The 23,948-nt window shown below is 70.5% G+C and carries 21 protein-coding genes and 2 tRNA genes; 6 read left to right on the plus strand and 17 right to left on the minus strand.

Annotated elements, in window-relative coordinates:
* Positions 1–16: 16 nt before the first annotated feature.
* The 4 genes from ABZ128_RS22615 to ABZ128_RS22630 all read right to left on the minus strand — a co-directional run bounded on the left by ABZ128_RS22615 (position 17) and on the right by ABZ128_RS22630 (position 6,438).
* Positions 17–1,465: a glycosyltransferase family 2 protein gene (locus tag ABZ128_RS22615; protein ID WP_356850582.1), complete on the minus strand. Its 1,449-nt coding sequence runs from the start codon at positions 1,463–1,465 to the stop codon at positions 17–19.
* Positions 1,466–1,486: 21 nt separating this feature from the next.
* The gene (locus ABZ128_RS22620) at positions 1,487–2,275 is read right to left on the minus strand and encodes a hypothetical protein (RefSeq protein WP_356850583.1); all 789 of its coding nucleotides are present in this window, start codon (positions 2,273–2,275) and stop codon (positions 1,487–1,489) included.
* 15 nt (positions 2,276–2,290) lie between these two features.
* Positions 2,291–3,670 (minus strand): glycosyl hydrolase, encoded by a 1,380-nt coding sequence (locus ABZ128_RS22625; RefSeq protein ID WP_356850584.1) that lies wholly within the window; start codon positions 3,668–3,670, stop codon positions 2,291–2,293.
* A gap of 146 nt (positions 3,671–3,816) precedes the next feature.
* Complete coding sequence (locus tag ABZ128_RS22630) at positions 3,817–6,438, minus strand: valine--tRNA ligase (protein ID WP_356850585.1); 2,622 nt, start codon at positions 6,436–6,438, stop codon at positions 3,817–3,819.
* Positions 6,439–6,567: 129 nt separating this feature from the next.
* Here ABZ128_RS22630 and ABZ128_RS22635 point away from each other — a divergent pair, with 129 nt between their 5' ends.
* On the plus strand, positions 6,568–7,656 hold the full coding sequence (locus ABZ128_RS22635; protein ID WP_356850586.1) for a hypothetical protein: 1,089 nt from the start codon (positions 6,568–6,570) through the stop codon (positions 7,654–7,656).
* Here the strand turns inward: ABZ128_RS22635 and clpX are convergent.
* From clpX to ABZ128_RS22660, 5 genes are all read right to left on the minus strand, one after another.
* Positions 7,565–8,851: an ATP-dependent Clp protease ATP-binding subunit ClpX gene (gene clpX, locus ABZ128_RS22640; RefSeq protein ID WP_356850587.1), complete on the minus strand. Its 1,287-nt coding sequence runs from the start codon at positions 8,849–8,851 to the stop codon at positions 7,565–7,567. The genes ABZ128_RS22635 and clpX overlap by 92 nt on opposite strands.
* 154 nt (positions 8,852–9,005) lie before the next feature.
* Complete coding sequence (locus tag ABZ128_RS22645; RefSeq protein WP_356850641.1) at positions 9,006–9,659, minus strand: ATP-dependent Clp protease proteolytic subunit; 654 nt, start codon at positions 9,657–9,659, stop codon at positions 9,006–9,008.
* A 104-nt stretch (positions 9,660–9,763) separates the two neighbouring features.
* Positions 9,764–10,381, minus strand: coding sequence for an ATP-dependent Clp protease proteolytic subunit (locus tag ABZ128_RS22650; protein WP_053786842.1), 618 nt, complete (start codon positions 10,379–10,381; stop codon positions 9,764–9,766).
* A 347-nt stretch (positions 10,382–10,728) separates the two neighbouring features.
* Positions 10,729–12,111 carry a trigger factor gene (gene tig, locus ABZ128_RS22655; protein ID WP_356850588.1) on the minus strand — a complete coding sequence of 461 codons (1,383 nt, stop codon included), beginning with the start codon at positions 12,109–12,111 and terminating at the stop codon, positions 10,729–10,731.
* A gap of 180 nt (positions 12,112–12,291) precedes the next feature.
* Positions 12,292–12,368 (minus strand) — tRNA-Pro (locus tag ABZ128_RS22660).
* A 167-nt stretch (positions 12,369–12,535) separates the two neighbouring features.
* Here ABZ128_RS22660 and ABZ128_RS22665 point away from each other — a divergent pair.
* A tRNA-Gly gene (locus tag ABZ128_RS22665) sits at positions 12,536–12,606 on the plus strand.
* A 103-nt stretch (positions 12,607–12,709) separates the two neighbouring features.
* On the opposite strand, the gene ABZ128_RS22670 is transcribed toward ABZ128_RS22665, so the two are convergent.
* From ABZ128_RS22670 to ABZ128_RS22685, 4 genes are all read right to left on the minus strand, one after another.
* Entirely contained in the window at positions 12,710–12,988 is a 279-nt protein-coding gene (locus ABZ128_RS22670; protein ID WP_356850589.1) for a hypothetical protein, read from the minus strand.
* A 273-nt stretch (positions 12,989–13,261) separates the two neighbouring features.
* The gene (locus tag ABZ128_RS22675; protein WP_356850590.1) at positions 13,262–13,456 is read right to left on the minus strand and encodes a hypothetical protein; all 195 of its coding nucleotides are present in this window, start codon (positions 13,454–13,456) and stop codon (positions 13,262–13,264) included.
* Between the two features lie 176 nt (positions 13,457–13,632).
* A complete protein-coding gene (locus ABZ128_RS22680; RefSeq protein WP_356850591.1) occupies positions 13,633–14,088 on the minus strand; it encodes an HD domain-containing protein in 456 nt (151 codons plus the stop codon).
* Positions 14,085–15,473, minus strand: a complete 1,389-nt coding sequence (locus ABZ128_RS22685) for a pyridoxal-dependent decarboxylase (protein WP_356850592.1) — start codon at positions 15,471–15,473, stop codon at positions 14,085–14,087. Before ABZ128_RS22685 ends, ABZ128_RS22680 begins: the two co-directional genes overlap by 4 nt.
* Before the next feature lie 220 nt (positions 15,474–15,693).
* Between ABZ128_RS22685 and ABZ128_RS22690 the strand changes: the two genes are divergently transcribed.
* Positions 15,694–16,335, plus strand: coding sequence for a DUF4232 domain-containing protein (locus ABZ128_RS22690; RefSeq protein WP_356850593.1), 642 nt, complete (start codon positions 15,694–15,696; stop codon positions 16,333–16,335).
* Positions 16,336–16,360: 25 nt separating this feature from the next.
* Here ABZ128_RS22690 and ABZ128_RS22695 read toward each other — a convergent pair whose 3' ends face one another.
* The 3 genes from ABZ128_RS22695 to ABZ128_RS22705 form a co-directional block, all read right to left on the minus strand.
* A complete protein-coding gene (locus tag ABZ128_RS22695) occupies positions 16,361–17,503 on the minus strand; it encodes a PP2C family protein-serine/threonine phosphatase (protein WP_356850594.1) in 1,143 nt (380 codons plus the stop codon).
* A gap of 116 nt (positions 17,504–17,619) precedes the next feature.
* Positions 17,620–18,429: a DNA-formamidopyrimidine glycosylase family protein gene (locus ABZ128_RS22700; RefSeq protein WP_356850595.1), complete on the minus strand. Its 810-nt coding sequence runs from the start codon at positions 18,427–18,429 to the stop codon at positions 17,620–17,622.
* Positions 18,430–18,506: 77 nt separating this feature from the next.
* Entirely contained in the window at positions 18,507–18,995 is a 489-nt protein-coding gene (locus tag ABZ128_RS22705) for a ribose-5-phosphate isomerase (protein ID WP_356850596.1), read from the minus strand.
* Positions 18,996–19,214: 219 nt separating this feature from the next.
* On the opposite strand from ABZ128_RS22705, the gene ABZ128_RS22710 reads away from it, so the two are divergent.
* Positions 19,215–20,648 carry an amino acid permease gene (locus ABZ128_RS22710; RefSeq protein ID WP_356850597.1) on the plus strand — a complete coding sequence of 478 codons (1,434 nt, stop codon included), beginning with the start codon at positions 19,215–19,217 and terminating at the stop codon, positions 20,646–20,648.
* A 91-nt stretch (positions 20,649–20,739) separates the two neighbouring features.
* Here ABZ128_RS22710 and ABZ128_RS22715 read toward each other — a convergent pair whose 3' ends face one another.
* Positions 20,740–21,321 (minus strand): biotin transporter BioY, encoded by a 582-nt coding sequence (locus ABZ128_RS22715; protein ID WP_356850598.1) that lies wholly within the window; start codon positions 21,319–21,321, stop codon positions 20,740–20,742.
* A 312-nt stretch (positions 21,322–21,633) separates the two neighbouring features.
* Between ABZ128_RS22715 and ABZ128_RS22720 the strand changes: the two genes are divergently transcribed.
* Together ABZ128_RS22720 and ABZ128_RS22725 are read left to right on the plus strand one after the other, a co-directional pair.
* Positions 21,634–23,031 (plus strand): amino acid permease, encoded by a 1,398-nt coding sequence (locus ABZ128_RS22720; RefSeq protein ID WP_356850599.1) that lies wholly within the window; start codon positions 21,634–21,636, stop codon positions 23,029–23,031.
* A gap of 172 nt (positions 23,032–23,203) precedes the next feature.
* A complete protein-coding gene (locus ABZ128_RS22725) occupies positions 23,204–23,860 on the plus strand; it encodes a superoxide dismutase (protein ID WP_356850600.1) in 657 nt (218 codons plus the stop codon).
* Positions 23,861–23,948 lie beyond the last annotated feature (88 nt).

Raw genomic sequence — 23,948 nt, forward strand, 5'->3', positions numbered from 1 at the left:
GCGGGGACTCGGTTCCTCACGCGGGCTTGGCGATGACGACGAACTTGTTCTCCTCGCGCTTGAGGAACTTGAACAGCCCGCGCAGGCCGCCCAGCCCTTCCAGTACGGAGAACAGCGGGATGAGGGCGAGCACGACGGGCGGCTCCCACCAGCGCCGCTTGCCGTTCGCCGAGACCATGGCGTTGAGCCGCAGCCCCTCCCAGTACGTCCAGATGACGTACGCGAAATTGAGCGCCCACATGATCACCACGGTCTGGGCGACGGGCGAGGTGTTGAAGTCGCCGATGAGCCAGGCCACCAGGAGCACGGTCGTGACGTGCTGGAGCGGCCCGAGGACCCAGGTGGCCACGCAGAGCAGCAGGAACCAGCGGTACCGGAACGGCACGGTGCGGTTGAAGCACAGGGCGACCAGGCCCCAGGCCCACCGCTCGCGCTGCTTGACGAAGTCCCTGGTGGTGGCGGGCGAGGCCCCGTAGCAGCGGCCGTTGAACCAGTCGCTGCGGCCCGGGTACATACGACAGAACGTCAGTGCCAGCTGGGCGTCCTCGACGATGGCCTTGGGACCGAAGTCCCAGCCGATGGTCGCCTCGACGGAGGCGCGGAGCAGCAGCAGCTCGCCGTGCACTCCGGCGACGGGGGTGCCGAGTCCGGTGAGGGCCCGGAAGCGGGCTATGTCGTCGGCGGGCCGGACCGCGTCGGCGAGCCAGGTGAAGCGGTTGACGGCGTTCTCGCGCGGGTAGGCCAGGATGCCCTGGGCCATGTGCTTGCCGTCCTCGCCGGCCCGGCGCTGGCGGTTGACGAACTGGGCCACGGAGGTGGCGGTGTCGGGGCCGACCCCGGTGTCGTCGTCCATGTGCAGCACCCACACGTCGTCGAGCGCCTCTCCCTCCGCGATCCGCAGCTCGTGCGCGTAGTGGTTGGCACGGGCCTTGAAGCGCGTGCCGTTCGCCGTCTCGTACGCCTTGGGCACCGTGACCACGCGGATCAGGGGGTTCGTCTCGGCCAGGCCGTCGATCCGCTCGGCCGCCTCGCAGCCCTCCTCCGTGAGGACGTCCACCCGCATCCGCGGGAAGTACGGGGGGAGGTGGTCCACGTAGCTGAGGACCGAGCGCTCCAGGGCCGGGTAGGTGTCGTGGCGGCCGATGGTCGGCACCAGCACGATGAGGAAGTCCTCCTCCACCGGCGCCGGCGGGACCATCTCGTGCGCCTTGCGCAGCCGGCGGCGGATCAGCAGGGCGCCCTGGAGGCCGACCATGACGCCGAAGCCGGGCAGCGACCACACGATCGACAGCGTCCAGCCCAGCGGGGTCGGGTTCGGCTCGTACGCCCACAGGCCGAAGCCGGCGAGGAGCAGGAAGGGCAGCAGGAAGGCCGGCACGCCGGGCTTCCAGTCCGCATGGCGCTGGACCAGTTTCGCGTCGCGACGGGAGGTCGTCGCGGGCTCGTGTACGGGAGCGAGGGTCATGGGCAGGGTCCTTCTGGATTCCTACGGTCGAGAGGACTGCTGGGGCGGCGGGGGCTGCTGCGGCCAGGGGGCCTGGCCGCCGTACGGACCGGATCCGTAACCCGGCTGCGGGGGCTGCGGCTGCGGCTGGGGCTGGGCGTAGCCGGTCTGCGGCTGCTGGGGTTGCGGCTGGGGCTGGGCGTAGCCCGTCTGCGGCAGCTGCTGCGGCCCGGGCCGGCCCGGGTAGGCGGGCGCCGGCCCGTACCCGTGCGGCGAAGACGGCTGTGGCTGCTGCTGGTACGCCTGCTGCCCTGCCGCGCGCTGCGCCTGCTCCTGGGCCTGCCGGGCCTCGTTCGCCTGCTGGGTCCAGGGGTTCACCGGCGGCTGCCACGGCTCGTACGCGGCGAAGTCCCGCAGCAGCAGCACGATGAGGCTGCCGGTGACGAGGACGCCGGCGGCGAAGGTCGCCAGCTTGAACCCGCCCTGGAGGGTGGAGGTGAAGTACTCGGTCTGCTTGTCGTCGAACAGCGCGCCGGTCAGGCTGCGCACCCGGTTGTAGCCCTCGATGGCCGCGCCGCCGATGACGATGCCCCGGCCGAGGCTGTTGCCCCGCAGGACCAGCAGGCCGCCCGCCACGTACACGACACCCCAGTTGAGGTTGAACGTCTCGGCGGTTCCGGAGCCGTCTGCCGTGCCGTAGTAGACGATGCCCTGCAGGAAGTCGGCGACGCCGACCTGCCAGAAGCAGTTGTACAGGGCCCAGAGGAGCAGGATGCCCGCCCAGCCCATGGCCACGAAGGCGGCCACGCGGTGCGGACGTGGCGTTGACATGCTCAACTTCAACTCCTATTCGGGGTTTCCCGCGTGCAAGGCGGGCCATTGCACCCCCGCGGGGCCGGACTCCCGGCCCCCGGTGATGGTCTTGGGGTCGTCGTAGGTCTGCTTCACGTCCGCCGGGGCGTTCTTCGCCGTCAGCCCGTCACCCCACACGGTCCACAGCACCCAGGGCGCCTGGTCGAGGGTGGTGCGCTGCGCCGCGCCCAGCGGTACGTGGAAGGACTCGGCGAGGATCCGCGGTTTGCCGTAGTCCTTCAGGCCCTGGTGCCACCGCGCCGTCCAGGCGACGGCGTCGAAGGGGTTCTCCGGCGATCCGCTGTAGTCGTCGACGCCGACCACGTCCACGTACTCGGCTCCCGGGTAGAAGTCCCAGGGGTCGGTGCCGTGGACGCCGTCCCAGGCCGCGGGGGCCCATACGAAGATGAGGTTGTGCAGCCCGCGGGAGCCCACCAGGTAGTGGTAGAGCAGCTTCCACAACGCCGTGTACTGCGCGGGCTTCAGCCCCGCCCACCAGAAGCTCTGCTCCCCGCCCAGCGCGTTCATCTCGTGGTACGGGCGCAGCAGTACGGGTACGTCGTACGCGGCCAGGTAGCCGAGGTGGTCGGCGAGGAAGGACAGGTCGAGCAGCAGCGCCGCGTGCTCGGGGGAACCGGGGGTGAGCACCCGGTCGATCCATCCGGGGTCCTTCGCCGCGGGCGCGTTGCGGCGTAGGGTCTGGTCGTAGCTCTTGACCGGGCTGCCCGGCCAGGGCTGGTGGAACGACATCCCGACCAGGCCGGCCGGCGCTCCGCCGTTCGTCGGGAGCGTCGTCTTCGTGCCGTTCCAGAGCTGTTCGGTGCCGGTCGGGTTGTAGGAGCCGTCCGCCTTGCGGGGCAGTCCGTGCCACACGCCCAGGGCGAGGTCGACGACGTCGTTCGTATAGGTCCAGAATTCGCGGCGGGCGGGCCAGGCGGCGCGCGAGTAGTCCCGGGCCTCGCCCACGCCCCAGCCGTCCTGCTGGTATCCGGGGCCCAGGTCCAGTTCGAGGAAGGCCGGCAGCTTCCCGGTGATGTCCTGGGGCTTGCGGTAGTAGTAGCCGGGCGGCTTGGGACCGGTGTGGTCGCCGTACTCCGGGTTGTACCGCTCGTTGTGCACTTCGGCGTGCTGGCCTATGAGGGTGCCGCGGCGCCGTCCGGCGCGGGCGTCCGCCTCCAGGCCGGCCAGTAATCGGTACACGGCCTGCGCGGCCGGGGAGGCCTTGGGGTCCCGCGTCAGCAGGTCCTTCTGGAGTCCTGCGGCGGGCGCGCGCGAGGTGCTGTAGGCCGCCACACCGGCGAGGGCTCCGCCCGTTGCCGCGGTGGCCGCCGCTCCCCAGAGGACATCGCGCCGCTTCAGTTCGCGACGTAACACTTCGAGACCCCCTCTCCCCACAACGGCCCCTGCCCGTCGCGGGCTACCCCTGGGGCCGGTGTCACCCTACGCGTCGGCCCCCGGGCAGTGTGCTCGGGGGCCGATGGTTTCACCGCTTGTTAGGCGGGGAAACGCTCCGCGTTACGTCAGGCGGCGGGCAGTGCGTCCAGCTGGGCCGTGATCCGGGCGATGTCCGCCTCGGCCTTGGCCAGCCGGCCCTTGATCTTGTCCACGACGTTGTCGGGGGCCTTGGCCAGGAAGGCCTCGTTGCCCAGCTTCGCCTCGGCCTGCTGCTTCTCCTTCTCCGCGGCCGTGAGGTCCTTGGAGAGCCGCTTGCGCTCGGCGGCCACGTCGATGGTGCCCGACAGGTCCAGCGCGACCGTGGCGCCGGCCACCGGGAGGGTGGCGGTGGCGCTGAAGTCCTCGCCCTCCGGCTGGAGGCGCAGCAGCTGGCGGATGGCAGCCTCGTGCGCCGCCAGCGCCGTACCGGCGAGGTCCAGGCGGGCCGGGACCTTCTGGCCCGGCTGCAGGCCCTGGTCGGCGCGGAAGCGGCGGACCTCGGTGACGACGGCCTGGAGGTTCTCGATCTCGGCCTCGGCGGCCTCGTCGCGGAAGCCGCTGTCGTTCGGCCATTCGGCGACGACGAGGGACTCGCGGCCGGTCAGCGTGGTCCACAGGGTCTCGGTGACGAAGGGGACCACCGGGTGCAGCAGGCGCAGCATGACGTCGAGGACCTCGCCGAGGACCCGCCCGGAGACCTTCGCGGGCTCGCCGCCCGCGAAGAAGGTCGTCTTCGACAGCTCGACGTACCAGTCGAAGACCTCGTCCCACGCGAAGTGGTAGAGCGCCTCGCTGAGCTTGGCGAACTGGAAGTCCTCGTAGTACGCGTCGACCTGCGCGACCGTCTTGTTGAGGCGGGAAAGGATCCAGCGGTCGGTCGCCGACATCTGCTCGGGGGCCGGCAGCTCGCCCTCGATGGTGGCGCCGTTCATCAGCGCGAAGCGCGTGGCGTTCCAGATCTTGTTGGCGAAGTTGCGGGAGGCCTGGACCCAGTCCTCGCCGATCGGGACGTCGGTGCCGGGGTTGGCGCCCTTGGCCAGGGTGAAGCGGACGGCGTCGGAGCCGTACTTGTCCATCCAGTCCAGCGGGTCGACGACGTTGCCGAAGGACTTCGACATCTTCTTGCCGCGCTCGTCGCGGACCAGGCCGGTCAGCGCGATCGTCTTGAAGGGCGGCTTCCCGTCCATCGCGTACAGGCCGAACATCATCATCCGGGCGACCCAGAAGAAGATGATGTCGTGGCCGGTGACCAGGACGTCGGTGGAGTAGAACTTCTCCAGGTCCGGGGTCTGCTGCGGCCAGCCGAGCGTGGAGAACGGCCACAGGCCGGAGGAGAACCAGGTGTCGAGGACGTCGGTGTCCTGCGTCCAGCCCTCGCCGGTGGGCGCCTCGTCGTCCGGTCCCACGCAGACGACCTCGCCGTCCGGGCCGTACCAGACCGGGATGCGGTGGCCCCACCACAGCTGGCGCGAGATGCACCAGTCGTTGAGGTTGTCGACCCAGTCGAAGTAGCGCTTCGACATGTCCTCGGGGTGGATCGCGACCCGGCCGTCGCGGACGGCGTCGCCGGCCTCCTTGGCCAGCGTCTCGACCTTGACCCACCACTGGAGCGACAGGCGCGGCTCGACGGTGGTGCTGCAGCGGGAGCAGTGCCCGACGGAGTGCAGGTAGGGGCGCTTCTCGGCGACGATCCGGCCCTGCTGGCGCAGCGCGCCGACGACGGCCGACCGGGCCTCGTAGCGGTCCTGGCCGAGGAAGGGGCCGTGGACGGTGATGACACCGTGCTCGTCCATGATCGTCATGGAGGGCAGGCCGTGGCGCTGGCCGATCGCGAAGTCGTTCGGGTCGTGCGCCGGGGTCACCTTGACGGCGCCGGTGCCGAACTCCGGGTCGACGTGCGTGTCGGCGACGACCGGGATGGTCCGGTCGGTCAGCGGCAGCTTGATCTGCTTGCCGACGAGGTGCTTGTACCGCTCGTCGTCGGGGTGGACGGCGACGGCGGTGTCACCGAGCATCGTCTCGGCGCGCGTGGTGGCGACGACCAGGCTGTCCTCGCCCTCGCCGTAGCGGATGGAGACGAGCTCGCCGGCGTCCTCCTGGTACTCCACCTCGATGTCGGAAATGGCCGTCAGACAGCGGGGGCACCAGTTGATGATGCGCTCGGCGCGGTAGATCAAGCCGTCGTCGTAGAGCCTCTTGAAGATCGTCTGGACGGCCTTGGACAGGCCCTCGTCCATGGTGAAGCGCTCGCGCGACCAGTCGACGCCGTCTCCGAGGCGGCGCATCTGGCCGAGGATCTTGCCGCCGTACTCCTCCTTCCACTGCCAGACCCGCTCGACGAACGCCTCACGGCCGAGGTCGTGACGGGACTTGCCCTCCTCGGCGAGCTGCTGCTCGACCTTGTTCTGCGTGGCGATACCGGCGTGGTCCATACCGGGCAGCCACAGCGACTCGTAGCCCTGCATCCGCTTGCGGCGGGTGAGGGCGTCCATGAGCGTGTGCTGGAAGGCGTGGCCCAGGTGCAGGGAGCCGGTGACGTTGGGCGGGGGGATGACGATGGTGTACGAGGGCTTCTCACTCGCGGGATCGGCGGTGAAGTACCCACGCTCTACCCAGCGCTCGTAGAGCTTCCCCTCTACCTCGGCCGGCGCGTACTGGGTCGGCAGTTCGGAGTTGGGGCTGCTGGGTGTCTGCGTGTTCTCGGTCACGGGGCACAGTTTAGGGCCGTAACAGTCCAGTCATGAAACCGGTAATCCGGGGGCCCGGGGGGCCTTGGGGTGTTCGGCTTCCGACAGGATGTGTGAAACGCATAAGGATCTCTGAAGGGGGACGCGGGTATGAGCTACAACCAGCCGGGGCCGTACGGGGCCCAGCCGCCGCAGCAGCCGGGGCCGTACGGGGGCCCGCAGCCGGGGCCGTACGGGCAGCCCGCCCCGCAGCCCGGCTACGGCTACCCGCAGCAGCCCCCGCCGCCGGGCGTCCCCCCGCAGGGCTACCCCCAGCAGCCCCCGGCCTACGGCTACCAGCAGCAGCCGGGCATGCCCCCGCAGCCGCCGTACGGCATGCCGCAGCCGCCGAAGAAGTCGAAGGCCGGCATCGTCATCGGCGTGGTCGTCGCGGTGGCGGTGATCGCGGGCGCCGGCTGGTACTTCACGCAGGGCGGCGGCGCCTCGGCCTCGGGCCCGGTCGCCGCTGACACCAAGGGCTACAAGCTGGTCGCCCCGGAGACGGTCAACGAGTTCAAGAAGAACCCGAAGTCCCAGCCGGGCACGTTCACCGACAAGGAGCGCAAGGAGGCCGAGGCCGTCGGCGTCAAGAACCCCACCCAGGTGGAGCAGAAGTACCAGGCGGGCGACCCGAGCAACCCGCTGACGGCCAAGGCGCTCAACTTCGACGGCGTCTACGGCGAGATCGCCGACCCCGAGAAGGCGGTCGACGCGTACTTCGCCCTGGCCAAGACCAACGCCAGCGACGGCAGCAAGACGACGGTCGAGCTCGTAGGAAGCCCCCAGGCGATGACCCCGGCCGGTTTCAAGGGCGCCGTGATGAAGTGCCAGGAAGCCAAGTACACCCTCAAGGACTCCACGGCCAAGGGGCCCAAGGAGTTCACGATCCCGATCTGCATCTGGGGTGACCACAGCACCCTGACCATGGTCGGTGCGAGCGATGCGGCCGCGATCCTGGCGGGTCAGAAGGGCTACACCCAGGAGCAGGTCGCGGATCTCGCCGCACACCTAAACAACCCGCCAGGCGTCATCTTTATGGCCGCGGCCGTTGTAACGCTTCGGGGGGCCCGCCCTTGGGCCGGGCGCCCCTTCGTGTGCGTCGTATCGGCTACGCCGACTTCTCCTGGGGGCCCTGGTCCTTCGGGACGATGCGGGGGACCAGCGTCGGGTTCACGTTCGAGCGGACCACGTCCGGGGTGATGACCACGCGGGCCACGTCCTTGCGGGACGGGACCTCGTACATCACCGACATCAGGACCTCCTCCATGATGGCGCGCAGGCCGCGCGCGCCCGTCTGGCGGAGGATCGCCTGGTCCGCGATGGCCTCCAGCGCCTCGCGCTCGAAGTCCAGCTCGACGCCGTCGAGTTCGAACAGCCGCTGGTACTGCTTCACCAGGGCGTTGCGCGGCTCCACCAGGATCTGGAGCAGGGCCTCGCGGTCGAGGTTGTGCACCGAGGTGATGACGGGCAGGCGGCCGATGAACTCGGGGATCATCCCGAACTTCACCAGGTCCTCCGGCATGACCTCCTGGAACTGGTCGCTCGCCTCGATCTCCCGCTTCGAGCGGATCGTCGCCCCGAAGCCGATGCCCTTGGCGCCCGCGCGCGACTCGATGATCTTCTCAAGGCCGGCGAAGGCGCCGCCCACGATGAAGAGCACGTTCGTCGTGTCGATCTGGATGAACTCCTGGTGCGGGTGCTTGCGGCCGCCCTGCGGCGGAACCGAGGCCGTCGTGCCCTCAAGGATCTTGAGGAGGGCCTGCTGGACGCCCTCGCCCGAGACGTCGCGCGTGATCGACGGGTTCTCGCTCTTGCGGGCGACCTTGTCGATCTCGTCGATGTAGATGATCCCGGTCTCGGCCTTCTTGACGTCGTAGTCGGCCGCCTGGATCAGCTTGAGCAGGATGTTCTCGACGTCCTCGCCGACGTACCCGGCCTCCGTCAGCGCCGTCGCGTCGGCGATGGCGAACGGGACGTTCAGCATGCGGGCCAGCGTCTGGGCGAGGAGCGTCTTGCCGGAGCCCGTCGGGCCCAGCAACAGGATGTTGGACTTGGCGAGTTCGATCGCGTCGTCGCGGCCCTGCGCACCGCCGTTCTCGCCGGCCTGGACCCGCTTGTAGTGGTTGTAGACCGCCACCGAGAGCGCCTTCTTCGCCGGCTCCTGGCCGACGACGTAGCTCTCCAGGAACTCGTAGATCTCACGAGGCTTGGGGAGTTCCTCCCAGCGGACCTCGGAGGTCTCGGCGAGCTCCTCCTCGATGATCTCGTTGCAGAGGTCGATGCACTCGTCGCAGATGTACACACCGGGTCCTGCGATGAGCTTCTTCACCTGCTTCTGGCTCTTTCCGCAGAACGAGCACTTGAGCAGGTCGCCGCCGTCACCGATGCGTGCCACGAGGTGCTTCCCCTTCGCCTGGGAGACGCCTGGTTCAGCGGCTCCTGGTGCCTCATATCCGACGGTACCTTGCCGGGGGCCCCGTACGGGGCCCCCTTGACGTGGTTCACATCGCTGAATGCGACAGCGTGCCCACGCCAACTGGCGGCAAGGATCAGACCGCGCTGCTCTTGCGGGTCGAGACGATCTGGTCGATCAGGCCGTAGGCGAGCGCGTCCTCGGCCGTGAGGATCTTGTCGCGCTCGATGTCCTCGCGGATCTTCTCGATCGGCGTGGTCGAGTGCTTGGCCAGCATGGTCTCCAGCTGGTCGCGCATGCGCAGGATCTCGTTGGCCGCGATCTCCAGGTCGGAGAGCTGCTCGCGGCCGGTGCCGCCGGACGGCTGGTGGATCAGCACGCGGGCGTTCGGCAGGGCCATGCGCTTGCCGGGGGTGCCCGCGGCGAGCAGGACCGCGGCGGCGGAGGCCGCCTGGCCCATGCAGACCGTCTGGATGTCGGGCTTCACGAACTGCATCGTGTCGTAGATGGCCGTCAGCGCGGTGAAGGAGCCGCCGGGGCTGTTGATGTAGATCGAGATGTCGCGGTCCGGGTCCATCGACTCCAGGCACAGCAGCTGCGCCATGACGTCGTTGGCGGAGGCGTCGTCGATCTGCACGCCGAGGAAGATCACGCGCTCCTCGAAGAGCTTCGCGTACGGGTCGTACTCGCGGATGCCCTGCGAGGTGCGCTCGACGAAGCGCGGGACGACGTAGCGGTTGTCCACCGGCGCGCCGGTGTAGAGGCCGCTCGCGGGGGAGAGGTTGTTCATGTGCATCTGGGTGTTCACCGTCCTGGTGGCGTTCTGCGGGCTGAGGCTTGCCTGGTACGGGCTGGCGGGGTCGTACGGGAGTGCACGCGCCGCCGGGGCCGGGATCAGGCCCCGGTGCCGCCGCCGCCGGGGACCAGGGACGCGGCGGAGATGATCTCGTCGATGAGGCCGTAGTCCTTGGCCTCCTCCGCCGTGAACCAGCGGTCGCGGTCGCCGTCCCGGATGATCGCCTCCACGGTCTGGCCGGAGTGGTGCGCGGTGATCTCAGCCATGCGCTGCTTCGTACGCAGCAGGTACTGGGCCTGGATCTTGATGTCCGAGGCGGTGCCGCCGATGCCGGCGGAACCCTGGTGCATCAGGATGTCGGTGTTCGGGAGCGCGAAGCGCTTGCCCGGGGCGCCGCCGGTCAGCAGGAACTGGCCCATGGAGGCCGCCATGCCCATGCCGATGGTGACGACGTCGTTCGGGATGTACTGCATGGTGTCGTAGACCGCCATGCCCGCCGTCACGGAGCCACCGGGGCTGTTGATGTACAGGTAGATGTCCTTCTCCGGCTCGGCGGCCAGGAGGAGGAGCTGCGCCGTGATCTTGTTCGCGATGTCGTCGTCGACCTGCTGGCCGAGGAAGATGATGCGCTCGCCGAGCAGCCGGTTGTAGACATGGTCGCCGAGGCCGCCACCGATGGACGGCTCACCCGCGGCGTAAGGCTTCAGATTCGTCACGTATCCACCTGCTCGTCTCCGACGGCCACATGCCGTCTCAGCGTCTCGTTCTGGGGCGCGGACCGGCCGGGGCGGCGGTGGCCGCCGGCGTCCGGGTACTCCCGTGCCCTCGTATTCATGGACCCTAACGCGCAGGTCGGACAACGCCATCCCGCTTCCCGAACTGTTCGCTCGGAGCGCAAGCTCCGGGGGCCGGTGGCAGGCCGTGCGGGGACCCTGCGCGGGGGCGTGCGGAGGACCCTGCGCAGGGCGTGCGGCGGACCCCTGCGCAGGGCATGCGGAAGGGCCCGCACGCGGCTGCGTACGGGCCCTCCGGGGCACTGCTCAGCGGGCTTGCGCCCGGGGTGTCACTTGGCCTCGTCGGCCGCGTCCCCGGCGTCACCCTCGGCGGCGGCCTGCTCGGCGGCCTCGTCCTCGTCCTCGTCGGACAGGTCGACGACCTCACCGTTGGTGTCGGTGACCTTGGCGGCCTCGACGACGACCGCGAGGGCCTTGCCGCGGGCGACCTCGCCGACGAGCATCGGGACCTGGCCACCCTCGACGACGGCCTGGGCGAACTGGTCGGGGGACATGCCGGAGGAGGCGGCGCGGCGCATGAGGTGCTCGGTGAGCTCCTCCTGGTTGACGCCCAGCTTCTCCTTGTTGACCAGGGCGTCCAGGACGAACTGGGTCTTGATGCCCTTGACCGCCTGCTCCTTGGTCTCGGCCTCGAACTCCTCGACCGTCTTGCCCTGGAACTCCAGGTACTTCTCCAGGGTCAGACCCATCTGGCCGAGCTGGTGGTGCTCCAGGTTGTGCTTGCGGGTGTTGACCTCGTCCTCAAGCAGCTTCTCGGGGATCGGCACCTCGACGAGCTCCAGCAGCTTCTCCAGGACGCGCTCCTGGGCCTGCGTGGCCTGGTCGTACTGCTTCATGTTCTCAAGGCGCTTGCGGCTGTCGGCCTTCAGGTCCTCAAGGGTGTCGAACTCGCTCGCCATCTGCGCGAACTCGTCGTCCAGCTCCGGCAGCTCGCGGGCGGAGACCTTGGTGACCTTGACGGTGACCTCGGCGTCCTTGCCCTCGGCGGAGCCGCCCTTCAGCTGGGAGGTGAAGGTGGCCTCGCCACCGGCCTCCAGGCCCTTGACGGCCTCGTCGATGCCGTCGAGGAGCTCGCCGGAGCCGATGGTGTACGAGACGTCGGAGGCGACGCCGTCCGGCAGCACCTCGCCCTCGACCTTGGCCTCCAGGTCGATCGTGACGACGTCGCCGTCCTGGGCGGCGCGCTCGACGTCCTTCGTGGACGCGAAGCGGCCGCGCAGCTGCTCGACCGACTTCTCGACGTCCTCGTCGGAGACCTCGACCGCGTCGACCTCGACCTCGATGCCGGAGTAGTCCGGGATCTCGATCTCGGGGCGGACGTCCACCTCGGCGGTGAAGGCCAGCAGCTCGCCGTCCTTCAGCTCCGTGATGTCGACCTCGGGCTGGCCCAGCGGGTTCAGGTCGGCCTCGTTGACGGCCTCGGTGTAGAACTTCGGGAGCGCGTCGTTGACGGCCTCCTCCAGCACCGCACCGCGGCCGAAGCGCTGGTCGATGACGCGGGCCGGGATCTTGCCCTTGCGGAAGCCCTTCACCGTGACCTGCTGGTTGATCTTCTTGTAGGCCGCGTCGAGGCTGTCCTTGAGCTCCTCGAAGGGCACCTCAACAGTGAGCCGAACCCGGGTCGGGTTCAGGGTCTCCACGGCGCTCTTCACGGTTCGGTCTCCTTGTGGCTGACTGCTGGGGGTCTCTGCTGTCGCTGCGATTCAGCGGTTCAGCGGATTCGGCCCGGCATCAGACACACGGGCACGCAGCTTGCATAGTAACCGCAAGCGGCAATCAGCTAACAACGCGATCACCGTGAGCGGCGGTACCAGTGGTGCCGGTGGTGCTGGTGGTCGGGGTGGCCGGATTCGAACCGACGACCTTCCGCTCCCAAAGCGGACGCGCTACCAAGCTGCGCCACACCCCGTCGGTGCGACACGTAGGGTACATGCCCGGAGACCCTCTGATGCGCGGGGTTTACGGTCCCGCCCCTGCGCCACGACCCGGCCGGGGCGAAAAGCGGTGTGCACTCCCCCGTCTCGACCCGCTAGGATGCTGTCCGTGCCGCGGTCCCGGACCTGCGGCGCACGTCGTGCGGGCGTAGCTCAATGGTAGAGCCCTAGTCTTCCAAACTAGCTACGCGGGTTCGATTCCCGTCGCCCGCTCTGAATACCGAAGGGTCAGGCCAGAGGATGTTTCCTCGACCTGGCCCTTCGTGGTTCCGGAGCAAGGGGAGCCGGGCGGGCGGTCCGCTGCCGGCGGCGCCCCTCAGTGCTGGACCGCGGTGCAGGTGACCGTGGTCTTGCCGTCGGCCGTCTTGACGACGTACTTGCCGCCGCTGAGACCGCCGAGGTCGAACCTTCCCGTCTTGTCGACGGGGACCGAGCCGGAGGTGGATCCGGAGTAGGTCACCTTCGTGCCGACGGGGAATCCGAGGCCCCACAGGTGGTACTTGCCGACCGAATCCTTCTCGACCTTGCACGTCGCGCCGGTCACGGCGCCGGGGGCGGCAGCGGTCGAGGCGTGTGCGGCAAGGACAGGGCCCACCGCGAGAGCGGGGGCCACCAAGAGTGTGAGTGCTGCAAGACGACGTGTCCGGTTCATCATTCAACCTGCCTTGGACGCTGACAGGGCGGCCGGTGAGGCGTGACGGTTCCGGTCCCCGGGCAGCGGCCGCCCGGATGCCGAGGGACGGTCTCAGTCCGTTCTGCATCCTGATGCCGGTTCAAGCCTATAGTCCGGTTTGCCCCATGGCATCTCGCGGACGGCCCCTTGAGGGCGTGACCCCCGTGCGGGGTGGGCCTGACTCCGGCTTCGCCGCTAGAGCTTGATGCCCGCGATGGTGTCCGCCAGGGAGTTGAGGAAGCGGTTGACGTCCGGGGCGATGGAACTCGACGCCAGGAAGAAGCCGAAGAGCACGGCGACGATCGCGGGTCCGGTCTTGAGGTGGCCGCCGCGGACGAGCACCACCAGGATGACCAACAACAGAACCACCACTGACAGCGAAATGGCCACTTCTGATCACACCTTCGGTCGTCCCCTGGTCGGCCCGGGGCGTGCGGCCGCGCGCGCCCCCCTGAGGACCATCCTCCCACCAACACGGCCCGGCTATCCGCCCCGTGGCGAAACGGCGTCGACTCTTTCGCGCCAACCGGGCGTGCCGGCGGCACATTTCGGGAGTGCGGCGCCGCTCACGGGGTGGTGAGGCCGAGGAGGGAGCGGACATACGCGTACTTCGCGGACAGCCGCTCGCGCGTGGGCCCGTCCAGAACGGACAGCCGTGCCGGATCCGCGTTGTGCGCGAGGTCGGCCTCCTTGACCAGGAGGGCGCCGGGGGTGGCGAGGATCCGGGCCGTGTACTCCTCCAGCGGTTCGCCCGGGCGCTTGGTGACCGCGAGGACCATGTCCTTCACCGGCTGCGGGAGGGCGGCGGAGTCCAGCCACGCGCGGGACAGGGCGTCGTCCTCCACGGCGTCGTGCAGCCAGGCCGCCGCCTGCTGGTCGGGGCTGCCGCCGCGGGCGCGGACGCCCTCGGCCACGGCCGCCAGGTGCTCCGCGTACGGCCGGCCGGCCTTGTCGGTCTGGCCCTCGTGCGCGGCGCGGGCCAGGGCTTCGACCTCCAGGAGGGTCAGGGGCCGGCTCGTCATGCGATCTCCCTCGCTGCCGTACGCAGGGCCTCGGCGGCCCGGCGCACATCGGACTCGGTGGTACGCCAGTTGGAGAACGCGGCGCGCAGGGCCGGGGTTCCCGCGTGGACGGTGGGGGTGACGAAGACCTCCGGCCGGACCGCCTCGCGCAGGGCCGTGAGGCGGGCCTCGGTGGGCTGGGCGGCGAGGGTGAAGCAGACGACGTTCAGGCGGACCGGGGCGAGCAGGCGGAAGGCGGGGTCCTTGTCGAGGGCGGCGCCGAGGGCCTCGGCGCAGGCGATGTCGCGTTCGACGATCTCCCGGTGGCCTTCGCGGCCGTACGCGCGGAGCGTGAACCAGGCGGCGAGGGCGCGCAGCCGGTGGGAGTTCTCGGGGGTGAGGTGGACCAGGTCGGGGTGGTCGCCGAGGGGGCCGAGGTAGGCGGCGGCGTTCTGGAAGACACGGGCCTGCAGATCGCGGCGGCGGGTGAACTGGACGGCGCTGTCGTAGGGCACGTTCAGCCACTTGTGCAGGTCGATGCAGAGGGAGTCGGAGGCGTCGAGTCCGGCGGCGAGGTGCGCCCGGGCCGGGGAGAGCGCGGCGAAGGCACCGAAGGCGGCGTCGGTGTGCAGCCAGAAGTCGTGGCGGTCCTTGAGGGCGGCGACGGCGTGGAGGTCGTCGAAGTCGACGGTGTTGACGGTGCCCGCGTTGGCCACGACCACGGCGGGGCCGGGGGTGTCGGCGAGCGCCCGGTCGAGGGCGGCGGGGTCCACGGCCTCGCGGCCGGGGAGGGTGGGGACGGCCACGAGGGAGTTGCGGCCGAGTCCGAGGACGGAGAGCGCCTTGGCGATGGAGGAGTGCGGGGCGCCGGAGAGGACGCGGACCGGGCCGAGCGCTGCCGCGCCGTCCTCGGCCGGGGAGACACCGAGGCGTTCGCCGAGCCATTCGCGGGCGATGGCGAGGCCGGTGGTGTTGGACATGGTGGCGCCGCTGACGAAGGTGCCGTTGTGGGCGGGGCCGAGGTGGAAGAGCTCGCGGAGCCAGCCGACGGTCTCGCGTTCGAGGGCCTGGCCGGCGCCGTCGAGGGCGGAGTTGGAGTTCTGGTCGTGGACGGCGGTCAGCCAGTCGCCGGCGAGGGCGGCGGGGGTGGCGCCGCCGGTGACGAAGCCGAGGTAGCGGGGGCCGGCGGAGGCCGACAGGCGGGGGGCCCAGCGGTGCTGGAAGGCGGCGAGGGCGGAGGCCGTGCCCGCGGGGTGCGCGGGGAGGGGCTCGTGGCGCCCTTCCGGCTCCGCGGGCGGTACGACCGGACGGGAGTCCAGGGTCGCCAGGGTCTCGGCGGCGGCGCGGTGGGTGGCGGCGAGGAGCTCGGGGAGGCGGGCGAGGTCGGCGGCGAGGGCAGGGTGCATGAGGGCACGGTAGGGAGCAGGCCGCCGTCGGCGGGCGGGCCAATCCGCGCCAAGTGGCCCGGCGCCACCCGCACGGCCCCGGCCACCGGACGCCCCCGGCCCGCGGCCAGTCCCCCGGTCCACGCCCACGCCCCGCCCACGCCCCCGGGCTCACGCCCACGGTCCGAAGTCCCGCCCCGCACACGGGCCTTGGGCGGGCGCGCCGTCGTAGGGTCGGGGGATGAACGGGAAGCGGTGGGTGGCAGGCGTGCTCGGCGGGGTAGTGGCGGCGGGGCTCGTGGCGGGGTGCGGCACCCCGCCACCGCCCCGGGCGGCGCCCGGTCCCACGGCCGGGGCCGACTCCGCCCGGACTGCGGCGCCGGTGCCGCCGCACCTGCCGTACGGCGGCGCCCCGCCGAGCGCGGCGGCCCCGGACGGGCCGTGCCCCGAGGGCGGGGTGCGGCTGCGCGAGGGAGCCGGCGACGCCGCCATGGGTCTGCGGGTCGCGGACGTCCAGCTGGTGAACTGCGGGGCGCAGCCGTACGAGCTGGAGGGCTATCCGGAGATCCGGGTGCTGGACCGGAGCCGGACGCCCGTCGAGGTGACCGTCGGGCACGGGTCGAGCGGCATCACCACGGGCGCCCCTGCCCTGGACGCTCCGCCGGGCAAGGTGGTGCTCCGGCCGGGGCAGGCGGCGTCGGTGGGGCTCGTGTGGCGGAACCTGGTCACCGATGCGGAGCGGCCTGCCGCCGAGGGCTGGGTGCTGGAGGTCGTCCCGCGGCCCGGCGCGCCCCGGGTGGCGCTGGAACTCACCCGCTCCATCGACCTCGGAAGCACCGGGAAGCTCGGGGTCGGCCCCTGGAGCGGCGTCACCGCCCGCTGAGCCCGGTGCCCCGCCTCCTCGGCGGTCAGGGCGAGCGGCGGATCAGGAGGAGGGCCCGGTCGTCGTTGACGTCCTTGGCCACCTTTTCGATCAGGTGCCAGGCGGCGCCCTCCCAGCCGGCGGCGACGTAGCGGTCGGCTTCGCCGGTGAGGCGGTCGATGCCCTCGCTGATGTCGCGGTCGGCGGTCTCGACGAGTCCGTCGGTGAACAGCATGAGGACGTCCCCGCGGCGCAGGTTGCCGCGGGCGGGTTCGAAGGCGGCGCCGTCGTAGACGCCGAGGAGCGGTCCCTCGCCGGACACCTCCTGCCAGCGGCCGGTTCCCGCGGAGAGCTGGAGGGCGGGGAGGTGTCCGGCGGAGAGCAGTTCGTAGTCGCCGGTGTCCAGGTCGAGGACCAGGTGGATGGAGGTGGCGAAGCCCTCGTCCCAGTCCTGGCGGAGCAGGTAGCCGTTGGCGGCGGGCAGGAAGCCCTCGGGGGGCAGTGCGCCGAGCAGCCCGCCGAAGGCGCCGGACAGCAGGAGGGCCCGCGAGCCGGCCTCCATGCCCTTGCCGGAGACGTCGGTCAGGACCACCTCCAGTGTCCGGCCGCCGTGGGTGCGGGCGGCGACGACGAAGTCGCCGGAGAAGGACTGGCCGCCGGCCGGGCGCAGGGCCATCTCGCGGTGCCAGCCGCGGGGCAGGGCGGGCAGCTTGCTCTGGACCCGGATGCGTTCGCGCAGGTCGAAGAGCATGGTTCCGCCGCGGCGCCAGGGCACGCCGACGCGGCTGCGGAACTGGGCGATCACCAGCCCGAAGAAACCGCAGGCGGCGACGACCAGGACGGTGCCGGGGGTGACCCGGGCCGGGCCCTGGGTGTACGGGCCGAGGACCAGGGCTTCGACGATCAGGGCCGCGGCGGAGGCGGCGTACAGGCCGAGCAGGCTGGCGGGCCGCAGCAGCAGGCCGCCGGCGACGATCGGCAGGACGAGGGCGGAGGGCGAGAACCACACCGGCAGCATGAGCGTGCCGCAGGCGATGGCGGGAACGGTCAGCAGCAGCCCGCCGAAGGCGAGCCAGTCCGAGGCGTCGCCGCGGAAGTAGTCGACGGCGGATTTGCGCAGGCTGGTGCGGACCCGGGCCGACAGCATGCGCGCCCGGGCCGTGAGCGTCTCGGTGCGTGCTCCGGCCATTGCATCGGGACCCTATCCATCCTGCCCGTGAGCGCGCAGCGGTACCCCCTCAGCCGAGACTCACCTGAGATCACCGTCGAACACGGGCACGTCGAACACGGCTCCGGGTGCTGGTCCTAGCGCGTCTGGCAGGTGGGGCACCAGAAGAGGTTGCGGGCGGCCAGGCCGGCGGTGCGGATCTCTCCCCCGCAGATGTGGCAGGGCATGTCGGCCCTGCGGTAGACGTACACCTCGCCGCCGTGGTCGTCGACGCGGGGCGGGCGGCCCATGGCCTCGGGCAGGTGTTCGTCGCGGACGGTGTCGATCCGGTTGTTTCGTACGCCCTCGCGCATCAGGGCGGCGAGGTCGAGCCACATGGCGTCCCACTCGCCGCGGGTGAGGTCCTTGCCGAGGCGGTAGGGGTCGATGCCGTGCCGGAAGAGGACCTCGGCGCGGTAGACGTTGCCGATGCCGGCGACGATCTTCTGGTCCATGAGCAGCGCGGCGACGGTGGTCCGGGAGCGGGAGATCCGCTTCCAGGCGCGGTCGGGGTCGTCGCCCTTCCTGAGCGGGTCGGGGCCGAGCCTGTCGCTTATCGCCTGCTTCTCGCCGTCCGTGATCAGGGCGCAGGTGGTCGGCCCCCGCAGGTCGGAGTAGTGGCCGTCGTGGGCGATGCGCAGGCGGACGGTGTCGGTGGGCGGCGGCGCGGGGGCCGTCCCGATGGCGTACTTGCCGAACAGGCCGAGGTGGATGTGGATCCAGCCGCTGCCCTCGAAGCCGAGGAAGAGGTGCTTGCCGTGCGCGTCCACGCCGTCGAGGACGAGGCCGTCGAGCAGCGCCGCGCTCTCGGCGAAGCGGCCCTGCGGGCTGCTGACCCGTACCTGCCGGCCGGCGAACCGGTCGCGGTGGTCCTGCGCCAGGCGGTGGATCGTATGCCCCTCGGGCACGGCTGTTCTCCTCGCATCTCCTCGAAGCCGGCATGCGCGTGCCGCCGGACCCGGGGGGCCGGCGGCACGGGGGTGTCCTACTGGTCCTGCGGGTGGTGGGCCGGGATCGGGGGGAGCTCGCCGGTCTGCTCGTAGGCCGAGAGCATGTCGATGCGGCGGGTGTGGCGCTCCTCGCCGGAGTACGGGGTCGCCAGGAACGCCTCGATGAAGGAGGTGGCCTCGTCCTGGGTGTGCATCCGGCCGCCGACGGAGATCACGTTGGCGTTGTTGTGCTCACGGCCGAGCTTCGCGGTCTCGACGCTCCAGGCCAGGACGGCACGGACGCCCTTGACCTTGTTCGCGGCGATCTGCTCGCCGTTGCCGGAGCCGCCGATCACGATGCCGAGGCTGTCGGCGTCCGCGGCGGTCTTCTCCGCGGCGCGCAGGCAGAACGGCGGGTAGTCGTCGACGGCGTCGTAGATGTGGGGCCCGCAGTCGACGGGCTCGTGGCCGTTGTTCTTGAGCCAGTCCACGAGGTGGTTCTTGAGCTCAAAGCCGGCATGGTCGGATCCGAGGTACACGCGCATGGGACGAGTGTGGCACGAGCGGCTCCGCCGGCCCTCAGTGGGTGTCGCGTAAGTCACTTCTAAAGCTCAAGTAAACCCAAAGAGCGCAGATGAGACACCGTGGGACCAAGGTCCCGGACCTTCGCCCCCCGGCAACGATCCGGATTGAGGTCTTCCGCCCGCGTTCATCTCGGGTTTGAATGCCGCAACTCGTAACCCGAGAAACCTAAGGATTCGTCCATGAGCACCACGACGACCCTTCAGAAGGCAGGCGACCCGTCCGGTAACCCCGGTGACGCCACGCCCTCCGATGGTCTCAAGGCCGGTCTCAAGAACCGCCACCTGTCCATGATCGCCATCGGCGGTGTCATCGGCGCCGGACTCTTCGTCGGCTCCGGCGGCGGTATCGCCAAGACCGGCCCCGCCATTCTGATCTCCTACGCGCTCGTCGGCGCGATGGTCGTCTTCGTGATGCGGATGCTCGGCGAGATGGCGGCCGCCAGCCCCAACTCGGGCTCGTTCTCCGCCTACGCCGACCGTGCGCTGGGCCGCTGGGCCGGCTTCTCCATCGGCTGGCTGTACTGGTTCTTCTGGGTCGTCGTGCTGGCCGTGGAGGCCACCGCCGGTGCGGTGATCCTGGAGGGCTGGGTCCCGGCGGTCCCGCAGTGGGCCTGGGCGCTGATCGTGATGGCGGTCCTGACCGTCACCAACCTCGGCTCCGTCTCCTCGTACGGCGAGTTCGAGTTCTGGTTCGCCGGCATCAAGGTCGTCGCCATCGGCGCCTTCGTGGTGATCGGCATGCTCGCCGTCTTCGGCGTGCTGCCGGGCTCGGACAACCCGGGCGCGGGCTTCGCGCACCTGACCGACACCGGCGGCTTCATGCCGAACGGCTGGGGCTCGATCCTCACCGGTGTGCTGATGGTCGTCTTCTCCTTCATGGGCAGCGAGATCGTCACCCTGGCGGCCGGCGAGTCGGAGGACCCGCGCCGCGCGGTGACCAAGGCCACCAACTCGGTGATCTGGCGCATCGGCGTCTTCTACCTGGGCTCGATCTTCATCGTGCTCACGCTGCTGCCGTGGAACGACGCGTCGATCGTCAAGAAGGGCTCGTACGTCGCCGCCCTGGACTCCATCGGCATCGCGCACGCCGGTCAGATCATGAACGTGATCGTCCTGACGGCCGTGCTGTCCTGCCTGAACTCGGGCCTGTACACCGCTTCCCGCATGGCGTTCTCGCTGGGCGAGCGCGGTGACGCCCCGAAGTCCTTCGCCAAGGTCAACGCCAAGGGCGTCCCGACGGCCGCGATCCTGGGCTCCGTGGTCTTCGGCTTCATCGCCGTCTACTTCAACTACGCCTTCAAGGACACCGTCTTCAGCTTCCTGCTGAACTCCTCGGGTGCGATCGCGCTCTTCGTGTGGCTGGTGATCTGCCTGACGCAGCTGCGGATGCGCAAGATCCTGGTGCGCGAGGCGCCGGAGAAGCTGACGGTGAAGATGTGGCTCTTCCCGTATCTGACCTGGGCCACCGCCGCGATGATCACCTTCGTCCTCGGTTACATGGTCTACGACAAGGACAACCGCGAGACCGTGATGCTGTCCCTGCTGGTCGCCGCGGTCGTGCTGGTGATCGGTGTCGTGCGCGACGTCCGCCGCAAGGCGGCCGAGCGCGCGTAGGGTTCCGCCCGTACGTACGGCAGCAGCCCCGGACCGCCGCTCGCGGTCCGGGGCTGCTGTGCCGTCGGGGGCTGCCGTGCGGGGCAGCGCCTCAGCCGCGGCCGGCCAGCTTCCACGCCGCGGGCAGCAGGCCCATCGCCAGGGCGGCCTTGAGGGCGTCGCCGATGAGGAACGGGGTCAGGCCCGCCGCCACGGCCGCGCCGAAGGACATCCCGGTGGCCAGGGCGAGGTACGGCACGCCGACCGCGTAGATGATCGCGGAGCCGAGCGCCATCGTGCCCGCCGTGCGCAGCACCGAGCGGTCGGCGCCGCGCCGGGCCAGGGCGCCCACGACGGTGGCGGCGAGCAGCATGCCGAGGACGTAGCCGAAGGAGGCGCCGCCCGCACCGGAGGTGCCGTTCGCGAACCACGGCATGCCGGCCATGCCGGCCAGGGCGTACAGGGCGAGCGAGAGGAAGCCCCGTCCGGCGCCGAGCGCGGTGCCGACGAGCAGCGCGGCGAAGGTCTGGCCGGTGACCGGGACCGGCGAGCCGGGAACGGGTACGGAGAGCTGCGCGGCCAGACCGGTGAGGGCGGCTCCGCCGACGACGAGCGCGATGTCGCGCACCCGGCTCGCGGGCAGCAGGTCCGCGAGGACGGCGCCGGGGCGGAAAGAGACGGAAGCAGTGCTCATCAAGGGCTCCGCGGGATGAGGGGGACGGGACGATCACCGACGCTAGTGCGCGGTCCGCCGCGGCCCCACCGCCGCCCGGGACAAAGCCCTGCTCCCCGGTTTGGTGGGGAGTGCACAAAGAGCCGGGTACACACCCGCGTTGTAGTGATACGCATCACGAGCCAGATCCAACCACACGTCCGTTTTGCGCGGACGGGCTCCGCCCGGCGAGACTGTAGGTTCCCGCCAATCCCCCGGCCCCGGCTGCCGGGGGTACCCGCACTGCGGAGCCCCCACCGCCGCATCGAGCACGAGAGACACGAGCATCCACTCATGCGCGACCGCTTGTCCGACACCCCTGCGACCGGGCAGGACCTGCCCGCGGAACCTTTGAGCCACAGCCTCAAGCAGCGCCACCTGACCATGCTGGGCCTCGGCGGCGTGATCGGCGCCGGGCTGTTCGTCGGCTCCGGAGCGGGCATCGGCATCGCCGGGCCCGCGATCATCTGCTCGTACCTGCTGGCGGGAGCCCTCGCCATGCTGGTGATGCGGATGCTCGGGGAGATGTCCGCGGCGATGCCCGCGTCCGGTTCCTTCTCCGTGTACGCGGAGCGGGCGCTGGGCCGCTGGGCCGGTTTCTCGGCGGGCTGGCTGTACTGGTTCCTGCTGGTCGTGGTGCTCGCCGTGGAGGCGACCGGCGCCGCGAAGATCGCGAACGGCTGGCTGCCGTCGGTGGACCAGTGGGTCTGGGTGCTGGTCTTCATGGTGGTCTTCACCGTGACCAACCTGGCCGCCGTGAAGAACTTCGGCGAGTTCGAGTTCTGGTTCGCCGCCCTCAAGGTCGGCGCGATCGTGCTCTTCCTGATCCTCGGCACCCTCGCCGTCTTCGGCCTGCTCCCCGCCACCGACCCCGTCGGCACCGCCAACCTGAACGGCCACGGCGGTTTCTTCCCGAAGGGCGCCGGGGGCGTCATCGCGGGCATGCTCGCCGTCGTCTTCGCCTTCGGCGGTCTGGAGGTCGTCACGATCGCGGCGGCCGAGTCGGACGACCCGGCGCGCTCGGTGGCCCGCGCGGTGCGCAGCGCCGTGTGGCGGATCCTCTTCTTCTACGTCGGCTCGATGGTCGTCATCGTCACCCTGCTGCCGTGGGACTCGCTGAAGCCGGGTCAGAGCCCGTACGTCGCGGTGCTCGACTCCATCGGCATCCCGGCGGCCGGCCAGATCATGAACATCGTGGTCTTCGTGGCGCTGCTGTCGGCACTGAACGCCAATCTGTACGGGTCCTCGCGCATGGTGTTCTCGCTGGCCGAGCGGGGGGAGGCCCCCGAGGCGCTGCTGAAGGTGTCGGGCGGCGGGGTGCCGCGCCGGGCCGTGTTCGCCTCGGTGGCCTTCGGGTTCGTGTCGGTGGTGCTGAACCTGCTGTGGCCGGACACGGTCTTCCTCTACATGCTGAACGCCGTCGGTGCGGTACTGCTGTTCGTGTGGGCGCTGATCGCGGTCTCCCAGCTGAGGCTGCGCGGGCGGCTGGAGCGGGACATGCCGGAGCGGCTGACGCTGCGGATGTGGTGCTTCCCGTACCTGACGTGGGCGGCGCTGCTCGGCATGGGCGCGGTGTTCGTCCTGATGCTGTTCGACGACTCGGCGCGGCCGCAGCTGCTGTGGTCCTCGGGAGCGGCGGCCGTGGTGCTGGTGGTGGCGTGGGTGCGGGAGGTTCGCGAGCGCCGGGCCTGACGGGCCGGCCTTTACCGGCCGGGGCCTGACGGGCCGGGCCTGACGGAACGACACCGACCCGTACGGAGCGGCGGAGCACCCCGGACACCCTCAAGGGAATACATACTGCTAGCGTGCAGTTGCGCATAACTTGCAATAAGAAGTCGGCACGCCGAGGGGACCGGACACACGCATGGCCATCTACACGCTTCCCGAGCTTCCGTACGACTACGCGGCGCTGGAGCCGGTGATCAACCCGCAGATCATCGAGCTGCACCACGACAAGCACCACGCGGCCTACGTCGCGGGCGCCAACTCCACGCTGGAGCAGCTGGAGGAGGCGCGCGACAAGGAGAACTGGGCCGCCCTCAACGGCCTGGAGAAGAACCTCGCGTTCCACCTCTCCGGTCACATCCTGCACAGCATCTACTGGCACAACATGGCCAGCCCGAAGACCGGCGAGGGCGGCGGCGAGCCGACGGCGGCGGACGGCCTCGGCGAGCTGGCCGGCGCCATCGACGAGTCCTTCGGCTCCTTCGCGAAGTTCAAGAAGCAGCTGACCTTCGCCTCCTCCGCCACCCAGGGCTCGGGCTGGGGCGTGCTCGCCTACGAGCCGGTCAGCGGGCGCCTGATCGTCGAGCAGATCTACGATCACCAGGGCAACGTGGGCGCCGCCAGCACCCCCATCCTGGTCTTCGACGCCTGGGAGCACGCCTTCTACCTCCAGTACAAGAACCAGAAGGTGGACTTCATCGAGGCGATGTGGAACGTCGTCAACTGGCAGGACGTGGCCAAGCGCTACGCCGACGCCAAGGCGAACACCCCGCTGCTGATCCCCGCCAAGGGCTGATCACCACCCCGGACCCGTCCGCCTCGTGATCGTCTTCTCACCTTTCACCGGCGGACGTGCACAGCGGAAGACCCCCGCGATGACATGA

The sequence above is a fragment of the Streptomyces sp. NPDC006326 genome, assembly GCF_040612915.1.
In the GTDB taxonomy this organism is placed as follows: Bacteria; Actinomycetota; Actinomycetes; order Streptomycetales; family Streptomycetaceae; genus Streptomyces.

Bases quoted from the DNA above. Each gene is read 5' to 3' on its own strand.
- ABZ128_RS22615 (WP_356850582.1), bottom strand. From the start codon at position 1,465: ATGACCCTCGCTCCCGTACACGAGCCCGCGACGACCTCCCGTCGCGAC.
- ABZ128_RS22620 (WP_356850583.1), bottom strand. From the start codon at position 2,275: ATGTCAACGCCACGTCCGCACCGCGTGGCCGCCTTCGTGGCCATGGGC.
- ABZ128_RS22635 (WP_356850586.1), top strand. From the start codon at position 6,568: ATGAGCTACAACCAGCCGGGGCCGTACGGGGCCCAGCCGCCGCAGCAG.
- ABZ128_RS22645 (WP_356850641.1), bottom strand. From the start codon at position 9,659: ATGAACAACCTCTCCCCCGCGAGCGGCCTCTACACCGGCGCGCCGGTG.
- ABZ128_RS22680 (WP_356850591.1), bottom strand. From the start codon at position 14,088: ATGACGAGCCGGCCCCTGACCCTCCTGGAGGTCGAAGCCCTGGCCCGC.
- ABZ128_RS22685 (WP_356850592.1), bottom strand. From the start codon at position 15,473: ATGCACCCTGCCCTCGCCGCCGACCTCGCCCGCCTCCCCGAGCTCCTC.
- ABZ128_RS22690 (WP_356850593.1), top strand. From the start codon at position 15,694: ATGAACGGGAAGCGGTGGGTGGCAGGCGTGCTCGGCGGGGTAGTGGCG.
- ABZ128_RS22695 (WP_356850594.1), bottom strand. From the start codon at position 17,503: ATGGCCGGAGCACGCACCGAGACGCTCACGGCCCGGGCGCGCATGCTG.
- ABZ128_RS22705 (WP_356850596.1), bottom strand. From the start codon at position 18,995: ATGCGCGTGTACCTCGGATCCGACCATGCCGGCTTTGAGCTCAAGAAC.
- ABZ128_RS22710 (WP_356850597.1), top strand. From the start codon at position 19,215: ATGAGCACCACGACGACCCTTCAGAAGGCAGGCGACCCGTCCGGTAAC.
- ABZ128_RS22715 (WP_356850598.1), bottom strand. From the start codon at position 21,321: ATGAGCACTGCTTCCGTCTCTTTCCGCCCCGGCGCCGTCCTCGCGGAC.
- ABZ128_RS22720 (WP_356850599.1), top strand. From the start codon at position 21,634: ATGCGCGACCGCTTGTCCGACACCCCTGCGACCGGGCAGGACCTGCCC.
- ABZ128_RS22725 (WP_356850600.1), top strand. From the start codon at position 23,204: ATGGCCATCTACACGCTTCCCGAGCTTCCGTACGACTACGCGGCGCTG.